The organism is Micromonospora sp. NPDC006766 (genome assembly GCF_040636055.1).
GTDB lineage: Bacteria > Actinomycetota > Actinomycetes > Mycobacteriales > Micromonosporaceae > Micromonospora.
Map to the genome: position 1 here is coordinate 126,049 of NZ_JBEYIX010000008.1, position 20,085 is coordinate 146,133.

The following is a 20,085-nucleotide window of genomic DNA, read 5'->3' on the forward strand; positions in this document are numbered from 1 at the left end:
GGCCGCCGCCCGCTTCCTGCTCGTGGCCTACAAAGCTGATGACGTAACCGACAAGGTCAGAGCTGCCGCATGACCTCGGCGGCGACCAGTTCCAGGTGGTCCAGGTCGGCCAGGTCAAGCACCTGGAGGTAGACCCGGCTGCTGCCGAGTGCGGCGTACCGGCCGAGCTTGTCGACGATCTCGGCGGGCGTGCCGGCGAGGCCGTTCTCGCGCAGCTCGGCGGGCTCCCGCCCGATCGCCGCCGCACGCCGGCCCACCTCGGCTTCGTCCCGCCCGCAGCAGAGCACCAGGGCGTTGGACCAGACCATGGTGGACGGATCCCGGTCGAGCTCGGCGCAGGCGTCCTTCACCCGCTGGAACTGGGCCGCCGAGTCCTCGACCGAGACGAACGGCAGGTTGAACTCGTCGGCGTACCGGGCGGCGAGCCGAGGTGTCCGCTTCGGCCCCATCCCGCCGATCAGGATCGGCGGGCGCGGCCGCTGCACCGGCTTGGGCAGTGCGGGCGAGTCACTGACCGGGTAGTACTTGCCCGGGTAGTCGAAGGTCGCGCCGGCCGGGGTCTCCCAGAGGCCGGTGATGACGGCGAGTTGTTCCTCCAACCGGTCGAAGCGCTCTGCCAGCGGCGGGAACGGAATGCCGTACGCGGTGTGCTCCTCGGCGAACCAGCCGGTGCCGATGCCCAGCTCGACCCGGCCACCGCTCATCTGGTCGACCTGTGCCACGGTGATCGCGAGCGGACCGGGGAGACGGAAGGTGGCCGCGGTCATCAGGGTGCCGAGCCGGATCCGGGCGGTGTCCCGGGCGAGGCCGGCGAGGGTGGTCCAGGCGTCGGTGGGACCGGGCTCGCCGGTCACCGAGCCCATCTTCAGGTAGTGGTCGGAACGAAAGAAAGCGTCGAAGCCCGTCTCTTCCGCGCAGCGCGCCACCGCGAGCAGTTGGTCGTAGCTGGCGCCCTGCTGGGGTTCGGTGAAGATCCGCAGTTCCATGTCCCGAGCATATTGACCCCCACGCGGCTGAGTCGGCGAACTAGCCTGAGGCGTGACCTCAGCGGCCGTCTCCATCCATGGGCTTCGGGTGGCCTTCGGCGCCCGGCCCGTGCTCCAGGACATCGACCTGACCGTGGCCGTCGGCGCCGCGCTCTGCCTCACCGGTGAGAACGGCACCGGCAAGACCACCCTGCTCCGCTGCGTCACCGGGCTCGTCGAGCCGGACGCGGGGACAGTGCGGGTGTTCGGGCAGCGGCCCGACGAAACGGCGACGTTCTGGCGGCGACTCGCCACCACGATCGAGCAGCCGAGCTGGTACGCGGGTCTGACCGTCCGCGAGCACGTCGAGCTGATCCGGCTGGCCAACGGCGCCGACCCGGGCGACAGCCGGATCGACCACCTTTTCACCGCGCTGGGGCTGCATCCACTTGCGGACAGCACCCCTGACACTCTCTCCTCCGGCCAGCGCCAGCGGCTGCTGCTCGCCGCCGTCCTCTGCCGGCCGAGTGAGCTGCTGGTCCTCGACGAGCCCGAGCAGCGGCTCGACGCCGGCATCCGGCAGGTCGTCGCCGGGCAGTTGCGCGACTACCTGGACGCCGGAGGCAGCATCCTGATGGCGAGCCACGACCCGTCCCTGGTCGCCGCCGTCGGATGTCCCGTCCTTCCGCTCGACAACGCGTCAACGCCGACCACCAGCGGTGCGGCGTGACCGTCCGGCCAGGCAGCGGCGCTGGCACGGATGAGGTCCTCACGTCGGCCGTCGAACTGCGGCGGTGGATCCGCCGCCGCCAGGTGGCCGCCCGTGGCACCATCTCGCTGGGAACGGTGTACGTGGTGGGGCTGGCCGTCGTCATGGCGGTCGCGCTGCTCGGGCCGAAGTTGGGGCGTGCCCTCTGGCCCGCCGCGCCCATCGTCGACCCGGACCCGCTGGCGATCATCGCCCTGGTCGCGGTCGGCGGCGCGGGCCTGTCGGCGGCGCTGCGCCGACTGGGTCCGCTGGTCATCGGGCGTCCGGACGCCGGTTGGCTGCTCACCGCGCCCGTACGTCGGCGTGGGTTGCTGCTTCCGGCGCTGGTCCGCGTGCTGCTCGCCGCCGCCGTCGTCGGGATCGCCGCCGCCGTGGTCGGCGTCGGTCGACTCGCCACGCGTCCGGTCGACGGGGCGACGCTGCTGGGCTGGGCGGCGCTTGGCGCCGCGGCGGGCGTGCTGGTCGCGCTGACCACCGTGCGGGGCCAGCGCGACCCGGGGTGGGGTCGCCGCTGGGACCGTCTCGGCACCGCGCTGTTGCTCGGATCCGGTGCGGCGATCCTGGTCGCGCCCGTGCTGCCGGCACTGCCGATCGTCGCACCCGCTGCCCCGGTGCTGTGGACAGCCGCGCTGGCGGCGATCGCCGCCGCGGTCCTGGGCATCGCCGTCGCGGTACGCCAGCTCGACGCCTTCCCCGGCGTGCGGTTACGGGAGGCGTCGGACCTCGTCGGCTCCTACCTGGACGCTGCCTACGCCGTCGAACCCGCCTACCTGGCCGACCTCCGGGAACGCCGCTCGTGGCGGGGCCGGATTCTCCGGTCAGCGCCGGTACGCCGGCTGCCCGGGTTCCCCGTCGAGGCGATCCACGATCTGCTGGTGCTGCGGCGCAAACGGGGCCGCCTGGGCTGGCTCGCCGCTGCCGCGTTGCTGCCGGCGATGCTGGCTGGCAGCCCGGGCTGGGTGCTCGTGTCAGTCCTGCTCGCCGGCGGCATGGTCAGCGCCGGCACCACGCTCGACGCGGTACGCCGCGACTCGGCCCAACCGGCCCTGGTCCGGCTGCTGGGCCGCACCGGTCGCCAGGTCGTCGCCGCCCGGCTCCTCGCGCCGGCGATCCTGGCCGCCGCCTGGTCGGGGCTGGCGTTGGCCGCCCTGGCCCTGCGGTCCGACCTGCCACCCGGCCCGTGGTGGGTCCTGGGGTTGGCGGTCGGGCCCGCCGTCGCGGTCGCCGCGCTGCGGCGGGCCCGGGCACGGTCGATCGACAACAGCCTGCCCCTGGTCGACACCCCGATGGGCGCCTTCGCGCCGGGGCCGCTGATCTGGCTGTTCACCGGCCTGGAGGGGCTGGTCGTCCTCACCCTGCCGACGGTCCTCGCGTTGCTCGGGGGCACCGGGTCGACCGAGCTCGGGTGGGGTCGGGTGCTGACCCAGGCCGGGCTCTCGGCGCTGGGCGTCGCGGCATACCTGACGCTGGCCACCGACCGGAATCGCACGGTGAGCTGACCCCACCCCGGGTCCTCGACCGGTCAGGGCTGACCGAGACCGGCCTCCCGGGCTCGGACGATGGCCTGGCTGCGGTCGGTCACCTGGAGCTTGGCGAGCACGTTCGACAGGTGGTTGCGGATCGTCTTCGGGCTCAGCGTCAGCCGGCGGGCGATGACCACGTTGCTCAGCCCCTGGGCAACCAGGTCCAACACCTCGCGCTCCCGGTCGGTCAGCTCGGGAAAGGGCACCGCCCCGACGCCGCGCGCCCCGGACAGGTAGCTCACCGCCCGGCTCGCGATCACGGGACCGAGCAGCACCTCGCCGTTGGCGACCGCCCGCACCGCCCGTTCCACCTCGACCGGGGCCGCGCCTTTGAGCAGGTAGCCGCGGGCGCCGGCACGCAGCGCCGCGAAGACCGAGTCGTCGTCGTCCAGCATGGTCACCACCAGCACCCCGATGCCCGGGTGCCGGGCGACGATCTCCCGGGTCGCGGCCACCCCGGACCGGCCGCCCAGGTGCAGGTCCATGATGATCACGTCCGGCCGCTGCTGGTCGGCGACCCGCAGCGCGGCGTCCGCGTCCGCGGCCTCCCCGACCACCTCGAGCCCGGCGGTCGAGGCCAGCAGCGCGGTCATGCCGAGCCGGAACACCGGGTGATCGTCCACCACCGCCACCCGGATCGTCTTGTCGGTCACTGCCCCACCACCGCCGGCAGCCGCTCCAGGGGCAACCGGACGGTGACGACAGTCCCGCCACCCTCCCCGGGCGCGACGATGCAGGCCCCGCCTATCCCCTCCGCCCGTTCCCGCATGGAGCGCATCCCGATCCCGGCGGGCGTGCCCGGCGGCACGCCCCGACCATCGTCCTCGATCCGAACGGTGAGCCCGCTGTCGTCCCGGTCCACCCGCACCCGGCAGCTCGCCGCGCCCGCGTGCCGGTGCACGTTGCGGACCGCCTCGGAGACGATGCCGTAGATCGCCGTCGCCACCGGCTCCGGCAGCGGCAGCGGGGCGGCGGCCACCCGGACGGCCAGCCCGGAACCCTCATAACGCTGGGCCAACTCGTGCAGAGCCGGCGCGAGACCCCGCTCGCCGAGCACCGGCGGGAGCAGACCTCGGGCCAGGTCGCGGACCTCCTCCACCCGCTGGTCGGTCTCGTCGCGCAACCGATCCAGCAGCCGGCCGGCCGCCTCGGGATCCACGGTGAGCAGGTTACGGGCCGCCTGCAGGCCCAACGCCACCCCGGCCAGCGCCGGTCCGAGCCCGTCATGCAGGTCCCGCCGCAGCTTGCGCCGTTCCTCCTCACGCGCCTCGGCCAGCCTCGCCCGCGAGCTCGCCAGGGCACGGCTCGTCGCGGCCAGGCTGGCGGCCGAGGCGACCACCGGCGCCAGGTCGACCAGCGCCGTCCGGGTACGCCCGTCCAGCCGCTCCCCGGCCCGGGCCCAGGCCACCAGCCGACCGATCTCGGTCCCGCCCCGCTGCAGCGGCAGCACCAGCGGCGCGCCGACCGGCCCGGCGGAGGCGCCGTGCGCCGCGTACGGCTCGGGGCCGTCCACCTCGATCGTGCACGCGCCGAGGCGGAGCAGGTCGGTCAGGCTCTGCGCCACCCCGGTCAGCACGTCGACCGGGTCCGCGGAAGCGCTGATCCGATGCCCGACGCCGCGTACCACCCCGAGCGGCTCCACGGCCTCGCCATGGGTCAGCCGGTCGACGCCGCGCTGCACCCGGGCCCGCGCCGGCTGCATGCCCACCGCCACCAGCGCGGTGACCAGCACCCCCGGCACCGCGGGGGTCGACGGCAGCAGCCCGTCCAGCAGGCTCACCCCCACCACGTACACGGCCACCAGCAGGAAGGTGAGCAGGAACCAGACCAGGGTGCGGCGGACCGCGATCTCGATCCCCCACAGCCGCTGCCGGAGCACCACAGCCAGCACCGCGGCCGGGAAGAACGCCTGGGAGGCGAGCATCGCGGTCGGGGCGAGCCAGTCCGGAACCTGCCGGGCCCAGTCGGCCGGGAAACCCAGCGGGGCGAAGCTGACCGCGAGCAGCACCGTGCCGACCGCCAGCCAGCCCAGCCCGACCCGCTCGGCCGGCGGCCCGGTACGCCAGCGACGGAGCAACCCGGCGGCGGCGAGCAGCCCGAGCACCGGCACCGCCCGGAACAACAGCAGGTCCCCGGTGTCCACCAAGGCCGCCCAGCCGGGCACGTCGATCGGCAGCGGCGCGCCGGAGGGCCGACCCGGCCGACCGGGCCAGGTCAGGTGGAACAGTTCGATCCCGGCGGTCACCAGGGTGCCGGCGGCCACGGCGACCCGGGCCGGGACGGGCAGCCGCCCCTCCCGGACCAGCCACGGCACCACCACGATGAGCGAGAGCATCCCCGGCACCCAGGCCCAGTCCCGGGCGGAGGTGAGCAGCACCGGGGCGGGCAGCCCGGGACGTACGGCGAGCAGGTCCACGTACTGCGCGCTCAGCGCGGAAAGCCCACCGCCCACCCCGGTCGCGGCCAGCAGCCAGGCGACCGGGTGGCCGCGTCGCAGCAGCACCAGCCAGGCGACCGTGCCGTACACCGCGCAGTCGGTGAAGTCGACCAGGAAGTAGAGCTGGGACAGGCCCCACGGGCGTTGGGCGAGCAGCCAGCAGATCGCCGTACCGGTGAGCAGCAGCCCGCAGGTGACGGCGACCAGCCGGGCGGCGACCGGATGACGACGGTCGCCGCCCGACGCGGACGTCACGGAGTCTGCGGGCATGCCCTGATCCTGGCAGTCGCCGGGTCAGTTGCCGAGCCCCCAGCGCTCCAGCGCGAATGTCAGTCCGGCGACAGCGGCCCACAACGCCGCCGGGGCCAGCGCCAGGTACTGCAGCGGCACCGCCTGGGTGACCACCACCAGCAGCGTCATCAGCAGGCTGAACACCGCCAGCCAGCGGCTCACCGACCGGCGGCGCAACCCGGCGACCGCTACCGCGGCGGCGCTGAGCCCGGCCCCCGCCCAGACCCACGGGAAGGTGTTGTAGCCGGTGACGAGCGCCGCGATCGTGTCGGCGTCGGTCTCGGACAGGTGCAGCAGGTCCCAGTAGAGCTCGGTGGAGACGCCGCCGCCGACCAGCAGCAGCGCCGCGGTGAGCAGCAGTCCGGCGGCCGCCACGTCGGGCAGCAGGCCACCGGCCGGTTCGCGGGCGGCCAGCCGCCGCCGCAGCCCCGCCGCGAAGACCGCCAGGCACCCGGCGGCCAGCGAGGACAGGACCTGGAACACCCACACGTACGCCTCGCGGCCGTCCATCACCGCCACGTAGCGGGCGTTGTCGGCCAACAGTGCCCGGTCCACATCGGCCAGTCCCGGACTGAACAGGAAGAGCGCGATGCCGGTGAGCCCGGCGAGGATCCCGGCGACCGCCCAGCCGCGGCGGGGGCGGCCGGTGACGTTCGGGGCGGCGGTGGCGTCGAGCGTGGCGCTGGTCATGGTTTCTCCTCCGGTCAGGGGCACGGCGGGACGCCGCAGGGGAAGCGTCGCCGTCCCGGCGTCCCGGGCGCATGGGCCGGGCCGTCCCGACCTTCCGGGCGGTTTCGGCCGTCGTACGGGACACCGCCGGCGTCCCGGCCGATCGGTGCCGGTGTCCCTGGCGGCCGGGACGGCGGATGTCCCACCGTGGATCTGCCACACCGACGCCGAGGAGGCCGCCATGGATCACCGCCCCGACCTGCTGACCGCCGTACGCGAGCTGGCCCCCGAGCTGGCCGCGCGGGCCGAGGAGTTCGAGCGGGCGCGGGAACTTCCGGCCGACCTGCTCGACCGGCTGCGCGACGCCGGCTGCTTCCGGATGTTCGTGCCCCGATCCCACGGCGGGTACGAGGTGGACCTGCGCACCGGGATGGTGGTGTTGGAGACCCTGGCCCGGGCGGACGGGTCGACCGGCTGGACCGTGATGATCGGTGCGGAGAGCCCGCACCTGCTGGCGATGCTTCCCCGCCACCGGTTCGACAAGCTCTACGCCGCCGGGCCGGACGTGGTGGTGGCCGGCGGTTTCGCCCCGCAGGGCCGGGCCGAGCTGGCCGACGGCGGGTTCCAGGTCAACGGGCGGTGGGCGTTCGCCAGCGGCTCCCGGCACGCCGACTGGATCTTCGGCAACTGCCTGGTCACCGCGGACGGTCAGCCGATCCCCGGTGCGGACGGGCAGCCGCCGGAGACCCGGTCGATGCTTTTCCCCGCCGACCGGGTGACCGTGGTGGACACCTGGCACGTGCTCGGCCTGCGCGGCACCGGCAGCCACGACGTGCTGGTCGAGTCGGCGTTCTGCCCGGCGGAGGAGAGCTTCGACCTGTTCACCGGCACGCCGTGCGTACCGGGGCCGGGGTTCGTGGCGCCGCTGGTGCACTTCGTGCTGCACCTGGGCGCCGTCGCGGTCGGCATCGCGCAGGGTGCGCTCGACGACATGACCGCGCTGCTCGACGACGGCCGGCAGCGGCTGTACGCCCGGCAGCCGCTGGCCGACTCTCCCGCCTTCCGGGTTCAGCTCGGCCGGGCCGACCTGAACGTCCGCGCCGCCCGATCCCTGCTGGCCACTCTCGCCGACGAGCTCTGGACGGCCTGCGCGCAGGATCCGGAGCGCATCGCGGCGCTGCACCCGACCATCTCCGCGTCGTTGCCCTGGGTGACCGAGCAGGCGATCGCCGCCGTGGACACCTGCTACCGGGCGGCTGGCGGCGGGGCGGCCCGCGACTCGTCCCCGATCCAGCGTCGCTTCCGGGACATCCACACCTTCGCTCAGCACGCCGCAGCCGCCGAGGGCTGGCTGGGCAACAACGGCGCCCGGCTACTGGGCCGCCCGGTGGCGCTGGCGTACTGATCTGCCCGGGTCGGCGGGTGGAGGGGTCCCCCGGCCCGGCGGCCGGCGCGGGAAGGGGCGCGCCGGCCCGCACGGGGCCGGCCGCCGAGGGGGTTCGGCGGCCGGCCCCGACGCGCGTCAGCCGAGTTGCGGCGCGACCTCGCTGGCGAACAGCCGCATCGGATCCAGGTCGGTCGGCTCGTGGAAGTAGAGGATGACGTACTCGATGCCGGCCTCGGCCAGCCGGCCGAAGATCTCGACCAGCTCGGCGGGGGTGCCCACGGCGCTGCCCACGGCCGTCTCCGCCCGATCCCGCCCGCGCAGGCGGGCGGTCACCTCCCGGTCGGTCGCGCCGGTGACGACCGAGAGGGCGGCGGTCTTCAGGATCGTGTCGTAGTCGCGGCCGACGTCGGCGCAGTGCCCGGCCAGCACGTCCAGCTTGTGCCGGTAGAAGGCCGGGTCGGTGTGGTCGGTCAGGTTGCAGGCGTCCGCGTACCGGGCCACCGTCCGCAGGGTGCGCTTCTCGCCGCTGCCGCCGATCAGCAGCGGTACGTGTGGCCGCTGCACCCCGGTCGGCACGTTCTGCGCCGCCCGCACCGAGTGGTACCGGCCCTCGACCGTGGCGACCGGCTCCCGCAGCATCGCGGTGACCACCGCCGCCGCCTCGTCCAGCCGGGTCAGCCGCTCCCCCGTCGACGGGTACGGCTGCTCGTAGCCGTACGCGTCGTACTCACGCTGGTCCCAGCCGGCGCCGAGGCCGAGGAACGCCCGCCCGGCGCTGGCCACGTCGAGGGTGGCGGCCATTTTCGCCAGCAGCGCCGGATTGCGGAAGCTGTTGCAGGTGACGATCTGGCCGAGCCGGACCCGGTGGGTCTCCCGGGCGATCGCGGCCAGGCTGGTCCAGCACTCGAAGGTGGTGTCCGGCTCGCCGGAGACGGCCTGCAGGTGGTCGTAGAGCCACACCGAGTCGTAGCCCAGCTCGTCGGCTTCCCGGGCCACCCCGACCATCGCCTCGAACTGCGCCACCGGATCGGCCAGGTGGGTGAGGTCCGACCGCCAGCCCTGGGGCAGCACCACGCCCCACCGAATCCCGCTCATTTCGTCCGTACCCTCCCCTATCGCCGCAGGACATCGTAGGGGAGCGGGATTTTGCGCAGGTTCGCCGGTGCGGCGAGCCGCCCCGCGTCAGACAGCCGGCCGGCGGGCGCGGCGGCGGAGCAGCCAGGCGGCCAGACTCACCACGGTGGTACCGGCCGCCATGCCGACCAGCACCAGCGCCGCCCCCACCGCCCAGAGCCCGCTGTCGTCGGTCGACGCGGCGTGCGCCGCCCAGGTGACAGTGAAGGTGACCGTCATCACCGGTGCCACCAGCCACGGGCCGAGCCACCACCCACCGGCGGCGGCGAGCAGGGCGAGGGTGACCACACAGCCGGCCACCTGCCACCCGGCGTACGGGCCGCTGATCGCGCCGGTCCCCGGGTCGACGGTGTAGCCGGTTTCCCAGCCCAACCAGGCCCACCAGGCACCGATCGTGGCCGCCGTCAGGAGCAGGCCACCGAGCGAGTTACGCGCCAACTGAGTCATGGCCCGATCCTTCCGGTCGGTTCGCGACTCAGCGGCGCACGATCACCGCCGCGCTGGTCGCCTTGCCGTCCAGGTAGCCCGCCTTCTTGGCAATCACCGTTACGGTGAGTTTCTTGTTACGCATCGACGATGTCAACTTCAGCGTCGCGCCCGTGGCGCCGCGGATCACTTTCCCGTTCAACCGCCACTCGTACCGGTAGGAGTCGACCTTCGGTGACCAGGTGCCGACGACGGCTCGCACCTTCTTGCCGACCTTTTTGCTGCCGGTGATCGACGGCTTCTTCGTCGCCTTGGGCGCCTTGCCCTTGGCGACGGCGGCCGAAGCAGCCGACGACGCGACCCCGGACGGGTACCCGGCGCGCGACGCGGTCACCCTGACCGTGAGCCGCTTGCCCAGCAACGACGCGGTGATCGGCAGGGACGCGGCGGTCGCGCCCCGGATCGCGGTGCCGTTCGCCAACCACTGGTACGCGTACGAGGTGGCCGCCGGGGTCCAGACGCCGGGCGCTGCCTTCACGGTGGCACCGACGGCGAGGGTCCCCGAGATCGACGGCGCCTTCGTCGCCCGCAACGGCGCGGGGTGCGGCGGTGCGGGAATCGGCGGCCCGGCGACGGTCAGGGCAGCGCCCACGCCGTCCGCGGGCTGGGCGGTGAGCGTCCAGGTGAAGGTGCCGTCCGCCACGGCGTGACCGGCGGCGTCCTTGCCATCCCACGAGGTTCGCAGCACGCCTCGGGCCGACGAACCGGACAGCGTACGGATCGCGGCGCCGGACGCGTTCCGGAACACGATCTGCCAGGCGGCGGCGGGCTTCGACAGCCACCAGCTGCCGGACCAGTTGGCCACGGCGTTGGACACGCTGGAGTCGATGACGCTGAGGGCGGGGGCGGGGATCCCGGTCGGCACGATGTGCACGCGCTGCTGGTCGTCGGCGTAGGCGACCGCGCCGCCGAACCGGTCCACGGTCCAACTGGTGCGTACGCCGACCTCGGTGCCCAGGTCGTCCGCGCCGACCAGCATCCGCGTGGGTAGTTCGCCGCGCAGGTCGATGAGGCGCAGCCCGCCGTTCGGGCCGGTGACGTGCTCGACGAGGTAGCCGTCGCCGAGGAGGACGCGTTCCGCCGGGGCCGCGATGGCGCGTTTGGTGGTCCGGTCGTAGACGCCCGAGCCGAGCACCCAGCCAGAGTTGTCGACGCAGGTCCAGTACACCCAGCGCCCCACGGCCTGAAGTTCGGACGGGGTGCACCCGTCTTTGGTGGTGAAGCTGTCCACGATCTCACCGGCGGGCAGCCGGGTGGCCGTCACCGCACCGCCGGAGGTGCCGGTCCACAACGTCGAGCCCCAGACGGCCGCGGCGGCCCGGTCCCGCCACGGCTGAACGACTCCGCTCGCTCCGTACCGGAACTCGCCGATGTACTGCCGGCCGGATGAGGCGCTGTCGACCACCGCGTACCGCCCGGACAGGTCGGCCAGACGCGGGTAGTCGTCACCGGTGCTGAGGGTCGGCCCCCACGAGCTCGCGCCGTTGGCGTACAGCATCGTCAGGCCGGACTCGGTCGGCTCCGCCCGGCCGTGGTAGCCGGTGCCGTCGGCGAACATGTGGATGCAGCGCGGGGTGCTGGTGCAGAAGCCGTCTCGCGAGTTGACCGGGCCGTCCACGGTGGCCTTTTCCACTTCTGGGCGCCCACCCGGGGTGGGCGTGGTCAGCCAGGCGCTGCGGTACGCGCCGAGGACCGAACCCGGCGCGTACGCCGTGCTGTCATCGGCCCTGCTGAGGATGCCGCTGCCCAGGGCGAGCCCACGGATCTGCGCGGGCATCGGCTGCACCGCCGTCAGCCGACGGCGTTCGACCGAGCCGTTGGCGGCCTGGGTGATGCGGTAGATGCCCCAATCCAGGTCGCCCTGCTCGAGGTAGCGTTCGGCACCCGCCACGAGGACGGAGCCGTCCGGCGCCGGGACGATCTGGTGCGCGGTCGGATCCATGACCATGGTGGGCCGGCCGGTGGTGCCGGTCGGGACCGCCCAGAGCGGCTGCCCACGATACAGGCCGTTCCCGGGCCAGACCGGCTCGACGGCCAACAGCGTGGTGCCGACGATACCGAAAGCCGCCTGGTAGGTGAGAAAGCCCGTTTCGACCGTACGCGGCTCCGCGGACAGGTCGTCCCGGTCGAGGACGTCCAACTTCATGCGACCGCTACGCAGCCGCAGCACCGAGCCGGCACCGAGCCGGAAGCCACTCACCTCCCAGCCGTTGTCCGGATCCGGTCGATCGGGCAGCCTGACGAACGCGCCGGTGGCGAGCTCGACCATGCCCCAGCGCCCCCAGCCGTCCGACTGATCGTCCGTCTTGTACCGGAAAATGACGGACCGGGCATCGCCGTCTTCCACCGTGACCTCGGTGGCGTCGGCGGGGAATCCGGTCACCGGCGTGTCGGCGCCGGCCCGGAGGAGGTGGAACGCCGCGCCGTTGGTGCGGGTGAGCATGGTGTCGCCGAAGGTGCCCAGGTACGACTGCCCCTCGGGCAGCGGCACGTCGCGACCGCCGGAGGCTCCCTGGGTCAGGGTGACGTGCGGTGACGGCTCGGCGGAGTAGAACGCGACGGTGTCGGAGCCCGCCCCGTACCAGCCCGGCTCGAACGACGCTGCCGTCCTGAAGTAGCCGTAGTCGACGTCGTACGTGACCGGTGCGGGCAGCCGCTGCTGGAGCGGGGTGGCCGCACCGGTGGCGTACTCCGTCCACAGGAGGCGGTCGTCGCCCTCCTGTGCCCACAGGAAGCCGGTGCTCCCGGCGTTGAGGATCTGGGTGGCCCGGGGTACGGCCCGCGGCGCGGCGGGCAACACCAACTCCGCGGGCTCCGGCAGCGCCGCGCCTGCCGGGGAGGGCAGGGCGGTGAGCGTGCCGACGAGGCACAACGCCGCGGTCAGGCCGGCCAGGACGCGCGGTGGTCTCCTGGCGATCATTCGATTGGACTGACCGGGTCGGGCCACCGATCCTCCTTTGAAATCCGAAGGCGGAGCATAGCAACCTTCGTCACTGCGCCGCTGACCCAACAACTGATTGCTGTATTCGAATATCGAGCTAGAGTGCGTCCGATGTGGAATGCATCGCCGGCGCCGGGTCAGCTCGTCACGGTGCGCAACCGCCGCTGGGTGGTCGCGGATGTGATCCGCAGCGAGGTGACCAGCGGCGACCCGCACATTTTCACCGCTCAGGCGCCCCACCTGGCCACGCTGATCAGCATCGAGGATGACGCCCGCGACGAGGAACTGCGGGTGGTCTGGGAGCTGGAGCCGGGGCGGCTGGTGCACGACCAGACGACCCTGCCGGACCCCCGGCACGGCTTCGACGAACCCGCGCAGCTGGACGCCTTCCTCGACGCCGTGCGGTGGGGCGCGATCGCCTCGGCGGACCGGACCGCGCTACAGGCGCCCTTCCGCTCCGGCATCGAGATCGAGGACTACCAGCTCGACCCGGTGGTCCGGGCGCTGTCGATGCCCCGGACCAACCTGCTGATCGCCGACGACGTCGGGCTCGGCAAGACCATCGAGGCGGGCCTGGTGATGCAGGAGCTGATGCTGCGTCACCGGGCCCGGACCATGATGATCGTCTGCCCGGCCGGGTTGACCCGGCAGTGGCGCGACGAGATGCGGGACAAGTTCGGCCTCGACTTCCGCATCGTCGACACGGCCCTGCTCCGGGAGCTGCGCCGCTCGCGAGGCCTCTACACCAACCCGTGGACGCACTACCCACGGCTGATCGTGAGCGTGGACTGGCTCAAGCGGGACCGGCCGCTGCGGCTGCTCCGCGAGGTGCTGCCGGTCACGCCGCGCTACCCGCGCGCGTTCGACCTGCTCGTGGTCGACGAGGTGCACACCTGCGCGCCGTCGGGCCGGGGCCGGTACGCGGTGGATTCCCAGCGTACGAAGGCGATCCGGGCTCTCGCCCCGCACTGCGAGCACCGGCTCTTCCTCTCCGCCACCCCGCACAACGGCTTCACCGAGTCGTTCACGGCGCTGCTGGAGCTCCTCGACGACCAGCGGTTCGCCCGGGGCGTCAAGCCGACCGACGAGCAGCTGGCCCGGGTCATGGTGCGCCGGCTCAAGTCCGAGCTGCCGCCGAGGTGGGACGGGAGCCCCCGCTTCCCCCAGCGCCACCTCGGTTTTCTGGAGGTCGACTACCCGGCCGCCGAGCGGCACGCCCACGAGCTGCTCGGCCGGTACGCCACGAGCCGCCGGGCGAACGCCGACGGTCGGGCCGGCGAGATCGCCGCCGATTTCGTCACCACCCTGCTCAAGCGGCGGCTTTTCTCGTCGCCGAAGGCGTTCGCCGAGACGGTCGACACCCACCTGGCGACGATGACCGCCCGCGACGACGCCGCCTCGCTACGCGGGGCGGAGCGGGCCGCCGGCGAGAAAGTCCTGCAACCGGTGATCGACCGGCTGGCGGAAACGGCCGAGGACGACGAGGCGTACGGCCACGCCGAGGCGGATGCCCTGACCGCCGTACGGCACTACACGGCCCCACTCTCGGCGCAGGAGCGCGCGCTCCTGGACGAGCTGCGTACCTGGGCCCGCGCGGCGCAGGACCGGCCGGACGCCAAGGTCGCCGCGCTGCGTCGCTGGCTCGACCCGATCGTGCGGCCCGCAGGCGAGTGGCAGCCCGAGCGGGTGATCATCTTCACCGAATACCGCGACACCCAGCGCTGGCTGCACGAGCGGCTGCTCAGCGCCGGCTATCCGGCGGAGCGGATCGCCCTGCTGCACGGCGGGCAGGACCCGGACGAGCGGGAACGCGTCAAGAACGTCTTCACCGAACACCCCGACCTGGACCCGGTCCGGATTCTGCTCGCCACCGACGCGGCCAGCGAAGGCATCAACCTGCAACGGCACTGCCACCGGCTGCTGCACTGGGAGATCCCGTGGAATCCCAACCGCCTCGAACAGCGCAACGGGCGGATCGACCGGCACGGCCAACGCGCCGCCCGGGTGGAGGTGCTGCACTTCGTACCGACCGGCTGGCAGCAGGTCGACTACACCACCGGGTCGTTGGAGGACGAGCTGGCCTTCCTGCGGCTGGCGGTGGAGAAGGTCGAGGCGATCCGCACCGACCTGGGCAGCGCCGGCGAGGTGATCGCCGCCCAGATCGAGCAGAAGATGACCGGCCGGCGGACGGACTGGCAGGTCACCGACGCCGAAATCGACCGGCGGGCCAGCCGCGCCCGGCTGCGGGTGGAACGTGACCTGGCCCGGGACCTGCAGCGGCTCACCGAGACGCTGCGGGGCAGCCGGGCGGAGCTGAACCTCACCCCCGCCACGGTGGAACGGGTGGTCCGCACCGGGCTGCGCCTGGCCCATCGTCGGGATCTGCTCGACGCGCCGACCCCGCCCGGCGCGGTGGGCCCCTGGTTCCGGCTGCCCGAGCTGCCCGGCGCCTGGGCCGCCGCCCGCACCAACGGGCTGCTGCACCCGGTCACCGGCGTCGAACGACCGGTCACCTTCGACCCGGACGCGGTGACGGGCCGCACCGACGTGGTCCTGCTGCACCTCGGGCACCAGTTGGTGCAGATGTGCCTGCGCCTGCTCCGCGCTGAGCTGTGGGCCCAGGCCCGGGGCGGGGTCGGGTCCGGCGGCGCGAAGCTGAGCCGGGTCACCGCGCGGGTGGTCCCCGGCGACCTGCTGCGAACCCCGGCGCTGGTCGCCCACGGCCGGCTGGTGGTGACCGGCGCGGAGGGCACCCGGCTGCACGAGGAGATCGTCACGGCCGGCGGCCCGATCGAGGGCGGGAAGCTCACCCGGGCCCGCCAGGAGGAGTTGGAGGCGCTGCTCGCCGCCGCCACCGACACGGTCCCCGCCGAGCAGGTCCGGCAGAGCCTCACCGAGCTGTGGCCGGCGCTGTCCGGGCCGCTCGGTCGGGCCCTCGCCACCCGCGCCGACCAGCGGACCCGCAGCCTGCACGGGCTGCTGGCCCGGCGTTGCGAGGAGGAGGTCACCGCGATCGGCGCGGTCCTGACCGAGCTGGCGACCTCGATCCGCGGCAGGCTCGCCGACGAGCCGCACTGGGAACAGCCGACCCTGTTCACGATCGAGCGGGAGCAGTTGCACGCCGACCGGGACGCGCTGCGGGCCCGGCTGCGCGACATCCCGGCGCAGCGCGAGCGGGAGAGCGAGGCCCTGCGCCGCCGCTACGCCGACCCGACGGCCCGGTGGTTTCCGGCCGCCGTCACCTTCCTGGTCCCCGCGTCCCTGGCCCGAGGTGCCCGCTGATGCCCGCCATCCCCCGCCAGTCCCGAGGCGTGTCCCGCCGGCCCGGCGCCGGCCCGGGTCACCGTCCGCCGCTTCGGAGCGTCGATGAGCAGCACGCCGAGTGGCTCGGGCTGCTGCGCCCGGAGGGCCCTTTCCTGACCGTGCCGGTGCTCGTCGAGGCGCTGCCGCACGGGCTGGACACCGTGCCGGACGACGTACGGGACCGGATCCGCCGGGGCTGGGCGGAGGTGCAGGACGCCCCGGACCTGCTCGGCCCGGCCTGGGTCGAGCTGATCCTCGGTGAGCTGCTGGGCTATCCGCCGAGCACGCGTACCGATGAGGTGGCCGGGGCGGACGGCTTCCGGCCGGACGTGGTGTTGTCCGGTCCGCGGCCCGGCGGCGGCCGGGCCGCCCGGCTGCACGTGCACCGCCTGCCGTTCGACGCCTCGCTCACCACCGCCCGAGGTGACCGACCGGCCCCGACCGAGCGGGCCGCCCAGCTCTGCCGGGACACCGCCGTGCCGCTGGCTCTGGTGACGAACGGGCAGCACTGGGCGCTGGTGCACGCCCGCCGGGGTGAGCCGACCGGGGTGGCCGTCTTCGACGCCGACCTCTGGCTGGAGGAGCCGGCGCTGCTGCGCGCCTTCGCCACCCTGCTCGCCGCCACCCGGGTGCTCACTCCGCCGACCGACCCCGACGGCCGCCCGTCGACCAGCCTGGCCGGGCTTTTCGCCCGCAGCGCGGAGGCGCTCACCCAGGTCACCACCACGCTCGGCGACCAGGTCCGCCGCGCGGTGGAGCTCTTCGTCGGCGAGCTGGCCCGGCTGGACCGGGAGTCGGAGGGCCAACTGCTCGGCAAGGTCAGCGACCGGGAGGTCTACCGGGGCGCGCTGACCGTGCTGATGCGGCTGGTCTTCCTGCTCTACGCCGAGGAGCAGCGGCTGCTGCCGGTGACCGATCCGCTCTACGCGCAGGCGTACGCGGCGTCCACCCTGCACGGTCAGCTCGGCGCGGCCCGCGACCTGCACGGCGACGAGGTCGGCGACCGGCGGACGGCGGCCTGGCCCCGGCTGCTGGCTCTCTTCGCCGCGGTGCACGGCGGCTGCGAGCACCCCGACCTGCGGATCCCCGCCCACGGCGGGTCGCTGTTCGACCCGGAGCGGTTCGGGTGGCTGGCCGACGCGGCGGTCACCGACCGGGTGGTGCACGAAATCCTGGACGCCCTGCTGGTGCTGCGGCACCGGGGTCGGGCGGCCGAGCAGCTCAGCTACTCCAGCCTCGGGGTGGAGCAGCTCGGGCACGTCTACGAGGGCCTGCTGGACTTCTCCTGCGCCCGGGTGCGGGAGCCGTACGTCGGGCTGCTCGGCCGGCGCGAGCCGGAACTGCCGCTGGCCGACCTGGCGGCCGCCGCCGCGCAGGGCGACGCGGAGCTGCGCGCCTGGCTGGTCGCGCGCTGCGACCTCACCGCCCGCCAGGTGGAGCGGGCCCTGACCGCGACGCCCGCGCCGCACCAGCTCGCCGCACTGCACGCGGCCTGCGACAACGACGCCGACCTGGCCGATCGGGTACGCCCGTACTGGGGGCTGCTCCGCACCGACCTGCGTGGCCTGCCCACGGTCTTCCCCGCCGGCTCGATCCTGTTCACCCAGTTCGGCGACCGGCGAAACACCGGCACCCACTACACCCCCCGCGAGCTGGCCGAGGAGGTCGTCCGGCACACCCTCGCTCCGCTCTGCTTCTCGCCCGGCCCCGCGCAGGGCGTCACCGACGAGGCCCGGTGGGAGCCCCGACCCGCCGACGAGCTGCTACGACTGAAGGTGCTCGACCCGGCGATGGGCTCCGGGGCGTTCCTGGTGGCGGCCGGCCGCTACCTCGCCGAGGTGGTGGTGCGGGCCTGGCGGCGCGACGGGCTCCCCGCCGAGCTGTCCGACCTGGCCAACGGCAACCCGGCCCAGGAGGATCTGCTGCTCGCCGCCCGCCGGCGGGTCGCCGCCCGCTGCCTCTACGGGGTGGACCGCGACGACATGGCGGTGGAGCTGGCGAAACTGTCGCTGTGGCTGGTGACCCTGGCCAAGGGGAAGCCGTTCGGCTTCCTCGACCACGCGCTGCGCTGCGGCGACTCGCTCGTCGGGATCACCTCGCTCGACCAGCTCACCGCGTTCCACCTCGACCCGGAGGTGGGGCGCTTCCAGCACAACCGCTTCTTCGGCACCCTGGTCGACCGGCTGCAGCAGACGGTCGACGAGATGACCGCGCTGCGCGAGTCGATCGCCGCGACGGTGGTCGAGGACACCCGGGACGCCGCCGACAAGGCGGCCACGCTCGCCGAGGCCGATCAGCTCGGCCGGGGGCTGCGACTGGCCGCCGACGCGGTGGTCGGCGCCGCGCTCGCCACCGCCGTCCGCCCCCAGCGCCGCCCGTGGGATCCGGACGACGACGAGGACGACCCCGAGACGAAGTACGACGACCGCCTGCTCGCCATCAGCGACGACGTGTACGGGCTGCTCGACAACCCGGCCGACTCGGAGTTGGAGCAGCAGGTCAGCCTGACCGTCGCCGGCTGGCTGCGCGGCTCCCGGCCGGAACCGATCCGGCCGCTGCACTGGCCGTTGGAGTTTCCCGAGGTGGTCAACCGGGCCGGCTTCGACGCCGTCATCGGCAACCCGCCGTTCGTCGGCGGCCAGCGCCTCACCGGCGCGATCGGCCCGGACGTACGCGAATATCTGGTCGAGCGGGTCGGCCGGGGCAGGCGGGGCAGCGCCGACCTCTGCTCCTATTTCCTGCTACGCAACCTGAGCGTCACCGGCCGGGGCCGGGTCGGCATCATCGCCACCAACACGATCGCCCAGGGCGACACCCGCGAGGTCGGGCTCGACCAGGTCGTGGACATGGGCTGGACGGTCTACCGGGCGAACAAGTCGCAGCCCTGGCCGGGCACCGCCTCGCTGGAGGTTTCGCTGCTCTGGGTCGGCCACGCCGCCGACGGCGAGCAGCCGGTCCTCGACGGCCGTTCGGTGCCGGGCATCACCCCGTCGCTGGACGTCCGCTCCCGGGTCACCGGCAACCCGTACCGCCTGGCCGCCAACGCCGGCCAGTCGTACATCGGCTCGTACGTCCTGGGCACCGGCTTCCTGCTCGAACCGGAACAGGCGCAGGCGCTGATCGCCAAGGACCCGCGCAACGCCGACGTGCTCTTTCCCTATCTCAACGGCGAGGACCTGAACGGCCGCCCCGACTGCTCAGCCCGCCGCTGGGTCATCAACTTCCACAACTGGTCCATCGAACAAGCCCAGGAGTACCCCGACTGCTTCGCCATCGTCGAACGAGAGGTCAAACCCTTCCGGGCAACCAACAATGATCGCCGTCGCCGGGAGATCTGGTGGCGATTTACCAGACCGGCCCCGGAACTCTACGCGACGATCGAAGGGCTCGACCGCGTGCTCGTCATCGCGCTCGTCAGCAAGACCGGCCTGCCGGTGTTCGTTCCGACCGAGCAGGTCTTCTCCCACAAGCTTGGCGTCTTCGCCTCGAATGTATCGGCGAGCATCCCTCTGCTCTCAAGCACCATGCACAGCGCTTGGGCTTGGAAGCATTCCTCGATCACGAAGGCAGACCTGAACTACTCGCCGTCGGACGGGTTCGAGACCTTTCCTCAGCCCGAGCCGACCGAGCGGATGACGCGGGTTGGCGCGGAGTTGGATGCGTACCGGCGGTCGGTGATGTTGGGGCGGGAGTTGGGGCTGACGAAGCTCTACAACCTGGTCCACGATGAGCAGGTGACCAGCGCGGACATCCGCCGCCTCCGGGAGATCCACCTCGAGATCGACGAGGCGGTGGCCGAGGCGTACGGGTTCGACCTCACGCTCGGGCACGGCTTCCACCAGACCCGGCAGGGCACCCGGTTCACCATCGACCCGACCGCCCAGGTCGAGGTGCTGGATCTGCTGCTCGAACTCAACCACGAGCGCCACCGGGATGAGGAAACCCGAGGACTGCACGGCGGGACCCGCCGAACGCCACGGAGGCAGACCCGCGCCGCGCCGCGTCCGCGTACCCCGGAAGCCTCATCGTCGGCGGAGCCCACGTTTGACGACGGCCTCTTTCCCCTCCCCGACGCCCTGTTCTGACCTCGGGCGCGGTTGTTGCCGCAACTCCGGGTTGGCCAGCGATGACCGCAAGCTGGCGCGTCAGTCCATTGTGTCCACCGTGACTCTCGCGCAAA

At 73.4% G+C, this 20,085-nt stretch carries 12 protein-coding genes; 5 read left to right on the forward strand and 7 right to left on the reverse strand.

Going from position 1 to position 20,085, the window contains the following annotated elements; all coding sequences use genetic code 11:
- Positions 1 to 56: 56 nt before the first annotated feature.
- Positions 57 to 986: an LLM class F420-dependent oxidoreductase gene (locus ABZ671_RS11690; RefSeq protein ID WP_357855189.1), complete on the reverse strand. Its 930-nt coding sequence runs from the start codon at positions 984 to 986 to the stop codon at positions 57 to 59.
- 52 nt (positions 987 to 1,038) lie between these two features.
- Between ABZ671_RS11690 and ABZ671_RS11695 the strand changes: the two genes are divergently transcribed.
- Complete coding sequence (locus tag ABZ671_RS11695) at positions 1,039 to 1,695, forward strand: ABC transporter ATP-binding protein (protein ID WP_357855192.1); 657 nt, start codon at positions 1,039 to 1,041, stop codon at positions 1,693 to 1,695.
- Positions 1,692 to 3,233, forward strand: coding sequence for a DUF6297 family protein (locus tag ABZ671_RS11700; protein ID WP_357855195.1), 1,542 nt, complete (start codon positions 1,692 to 1,694; stop codon positions 3,231 to 3,233). Before ABZ671_RS11695 ends, ABZ671_RS11700 begins: the two co-directional genes overlap by 4 nt.
- A gap of 23 nt (positions 3,234 to 3,256) precedes the next feature.
- On the opposite strand, the gene ABZ671_RS11705 is transcribed toward ABZ671_RS11700, so the two are convergent.
- The 3 genes from ABZ671_RS11705 to ABZ671_RS11715 are packed head-to-tail and all read right to left on the reverse strand — an operon-like array spanning position 3,257 to position 6,675.
- Entirely contained in the window at positions 3,257 to 3,910 is a 654-nt protein-coding gene (locus ABZ671_RS11705) for a response regulator transcription factor (protein ID WP_357855198.1), read from the reverse strand.
- Positions 3,907 to 5,964 (reverse strand): sensor histidine kinase, encoded by a 2,058-nt coding sequence (locus ABZ671_RS11710; protein WP_357855201.1) that lies wholly within the window; start codon positions 5,962 to 5,964, stop codon positions 3,907 to 3,909. Before ABZ671_RS11710 ends, ABZ671_RS11705 begins: the two co-directional genes overlap by 4 nt.
- A gap of 24 nt (positions 5,965 to 5,988) precedes the next feature.
- Positions 5,989 to 6,675: a hypothetical protein gene (locus ABZ671_RS11715; protein WP_357855204.1), complete on the reverse strand. Its 687-nt coding sequence runs from the start codon at positions 6,673 to 6,675 to the stop codon at positions 5,989 to 5,991.
- A 220-nt stretch (positions 6,676 to 6,895) separates the two neighbouring features.
- Here ABZ671_RS11715 and ABZ671_RS11720 point away from each other — a divergent pair, with 220 nt between their 5' ends.
- The gene (locus ABZ671_RS11720; RefSeq protein ID WP_357855207.1) at positions 6,896 to 8,059 is read left to right on the forward strand and encodes an acyl-CoA dehydrogenase family protein; all 1,164 of its coding nucleotides are present in this window, start codon (positions 6,896 to 6,898) and stop codon (positions 8,057 to 8,059) included.
- A 117-nt stretch (positions 8,060 to 8,176) separates the two neighbouring features.
- Here ABZ671_RS11720 and ABZ671_RS11725 read toward each other — a convergent pair whose 3' ends face one another.
- The 3 genes from ABZ671_RS11725 to ABZ671_RS11735 all read right to left on the reverse strand — a co-directional run bounded on the left by ABZ671_RS11725 (position 8,177) and on the right by ABZ671_RS11735 (position 12,608).
- Positions 8,177 to 9,136 carry a TIGR03560 family F420-dependent LLM class oxidoreductase gene (locus ABZ671_RS11725; RefSeq protein WP_357855210.1) on the reverse strand — a complete coding sequence of 320 codons (960 nt, stop codon included), beginning with the start codon at positions 9,134 to 9,136 and terminating at the stop codon, positions 8,177 to 8,179.
- Between the two features lie 87 nt (positions 9,137 to 9,223).
- Positions 9,224 to 9,622, reverse strand: a complete 399-nt coding sequence (locus ABZ671_RS11730; protein WP_357855213.1) for a hypothetical protein — start codon at positions 9,620 to 9,622, stop codon at positions 9,224 to 9,226.
- A gap of 28 nt (positions 9,623 to 9,650) precedes the next feature.
- On the reverse strand, positions 9,651 to 12,608 hold the full coding sequence (locus tag ABZ671_RS11735) for a FlgD immunoglobulin-like domain containing protein (RefSeq protein ID WP_357855216.1): 2,958 nt from the start codon (positions 12,606 to 12,608) through the stop codon (positions 9,651 to 9,653).
- Between the two features lie 105 nt (positions 12,609 to 12,713).
- Between ABZ671_RS11735 and drmD the strand changes: the two genes are divergently transcribed.
- Positions 12,714 to 15,884 (forward strand): DISARM system SNF2-like helicase DrmD, encoded by a 3,171-nt coding sequence (gene drmD / locus ABZ671_RS11740; RefSeq protein WP_357855219.1) that lies wholly within the window; start codon positions 12,714 to 12,716, stop codon positions 15,882 to 15,884.
- Complete coding sequence (locus tag ABZ671_RS11745; RefSeq protein WP_357855222.1) at positions 15,884 to 19,990, forward strand: DNA methyltransferase; 4,107 nt, start codon at positions 15,884 to 15,886, stop codon at positions 19,988 to 19,990. Before drmD ends, ABZ671_RS11745 begins: the two co-directional genes overlap by 1 nt.
- Positions 19,991 to 20,085 lie beyond the last annotated feature (95 nt).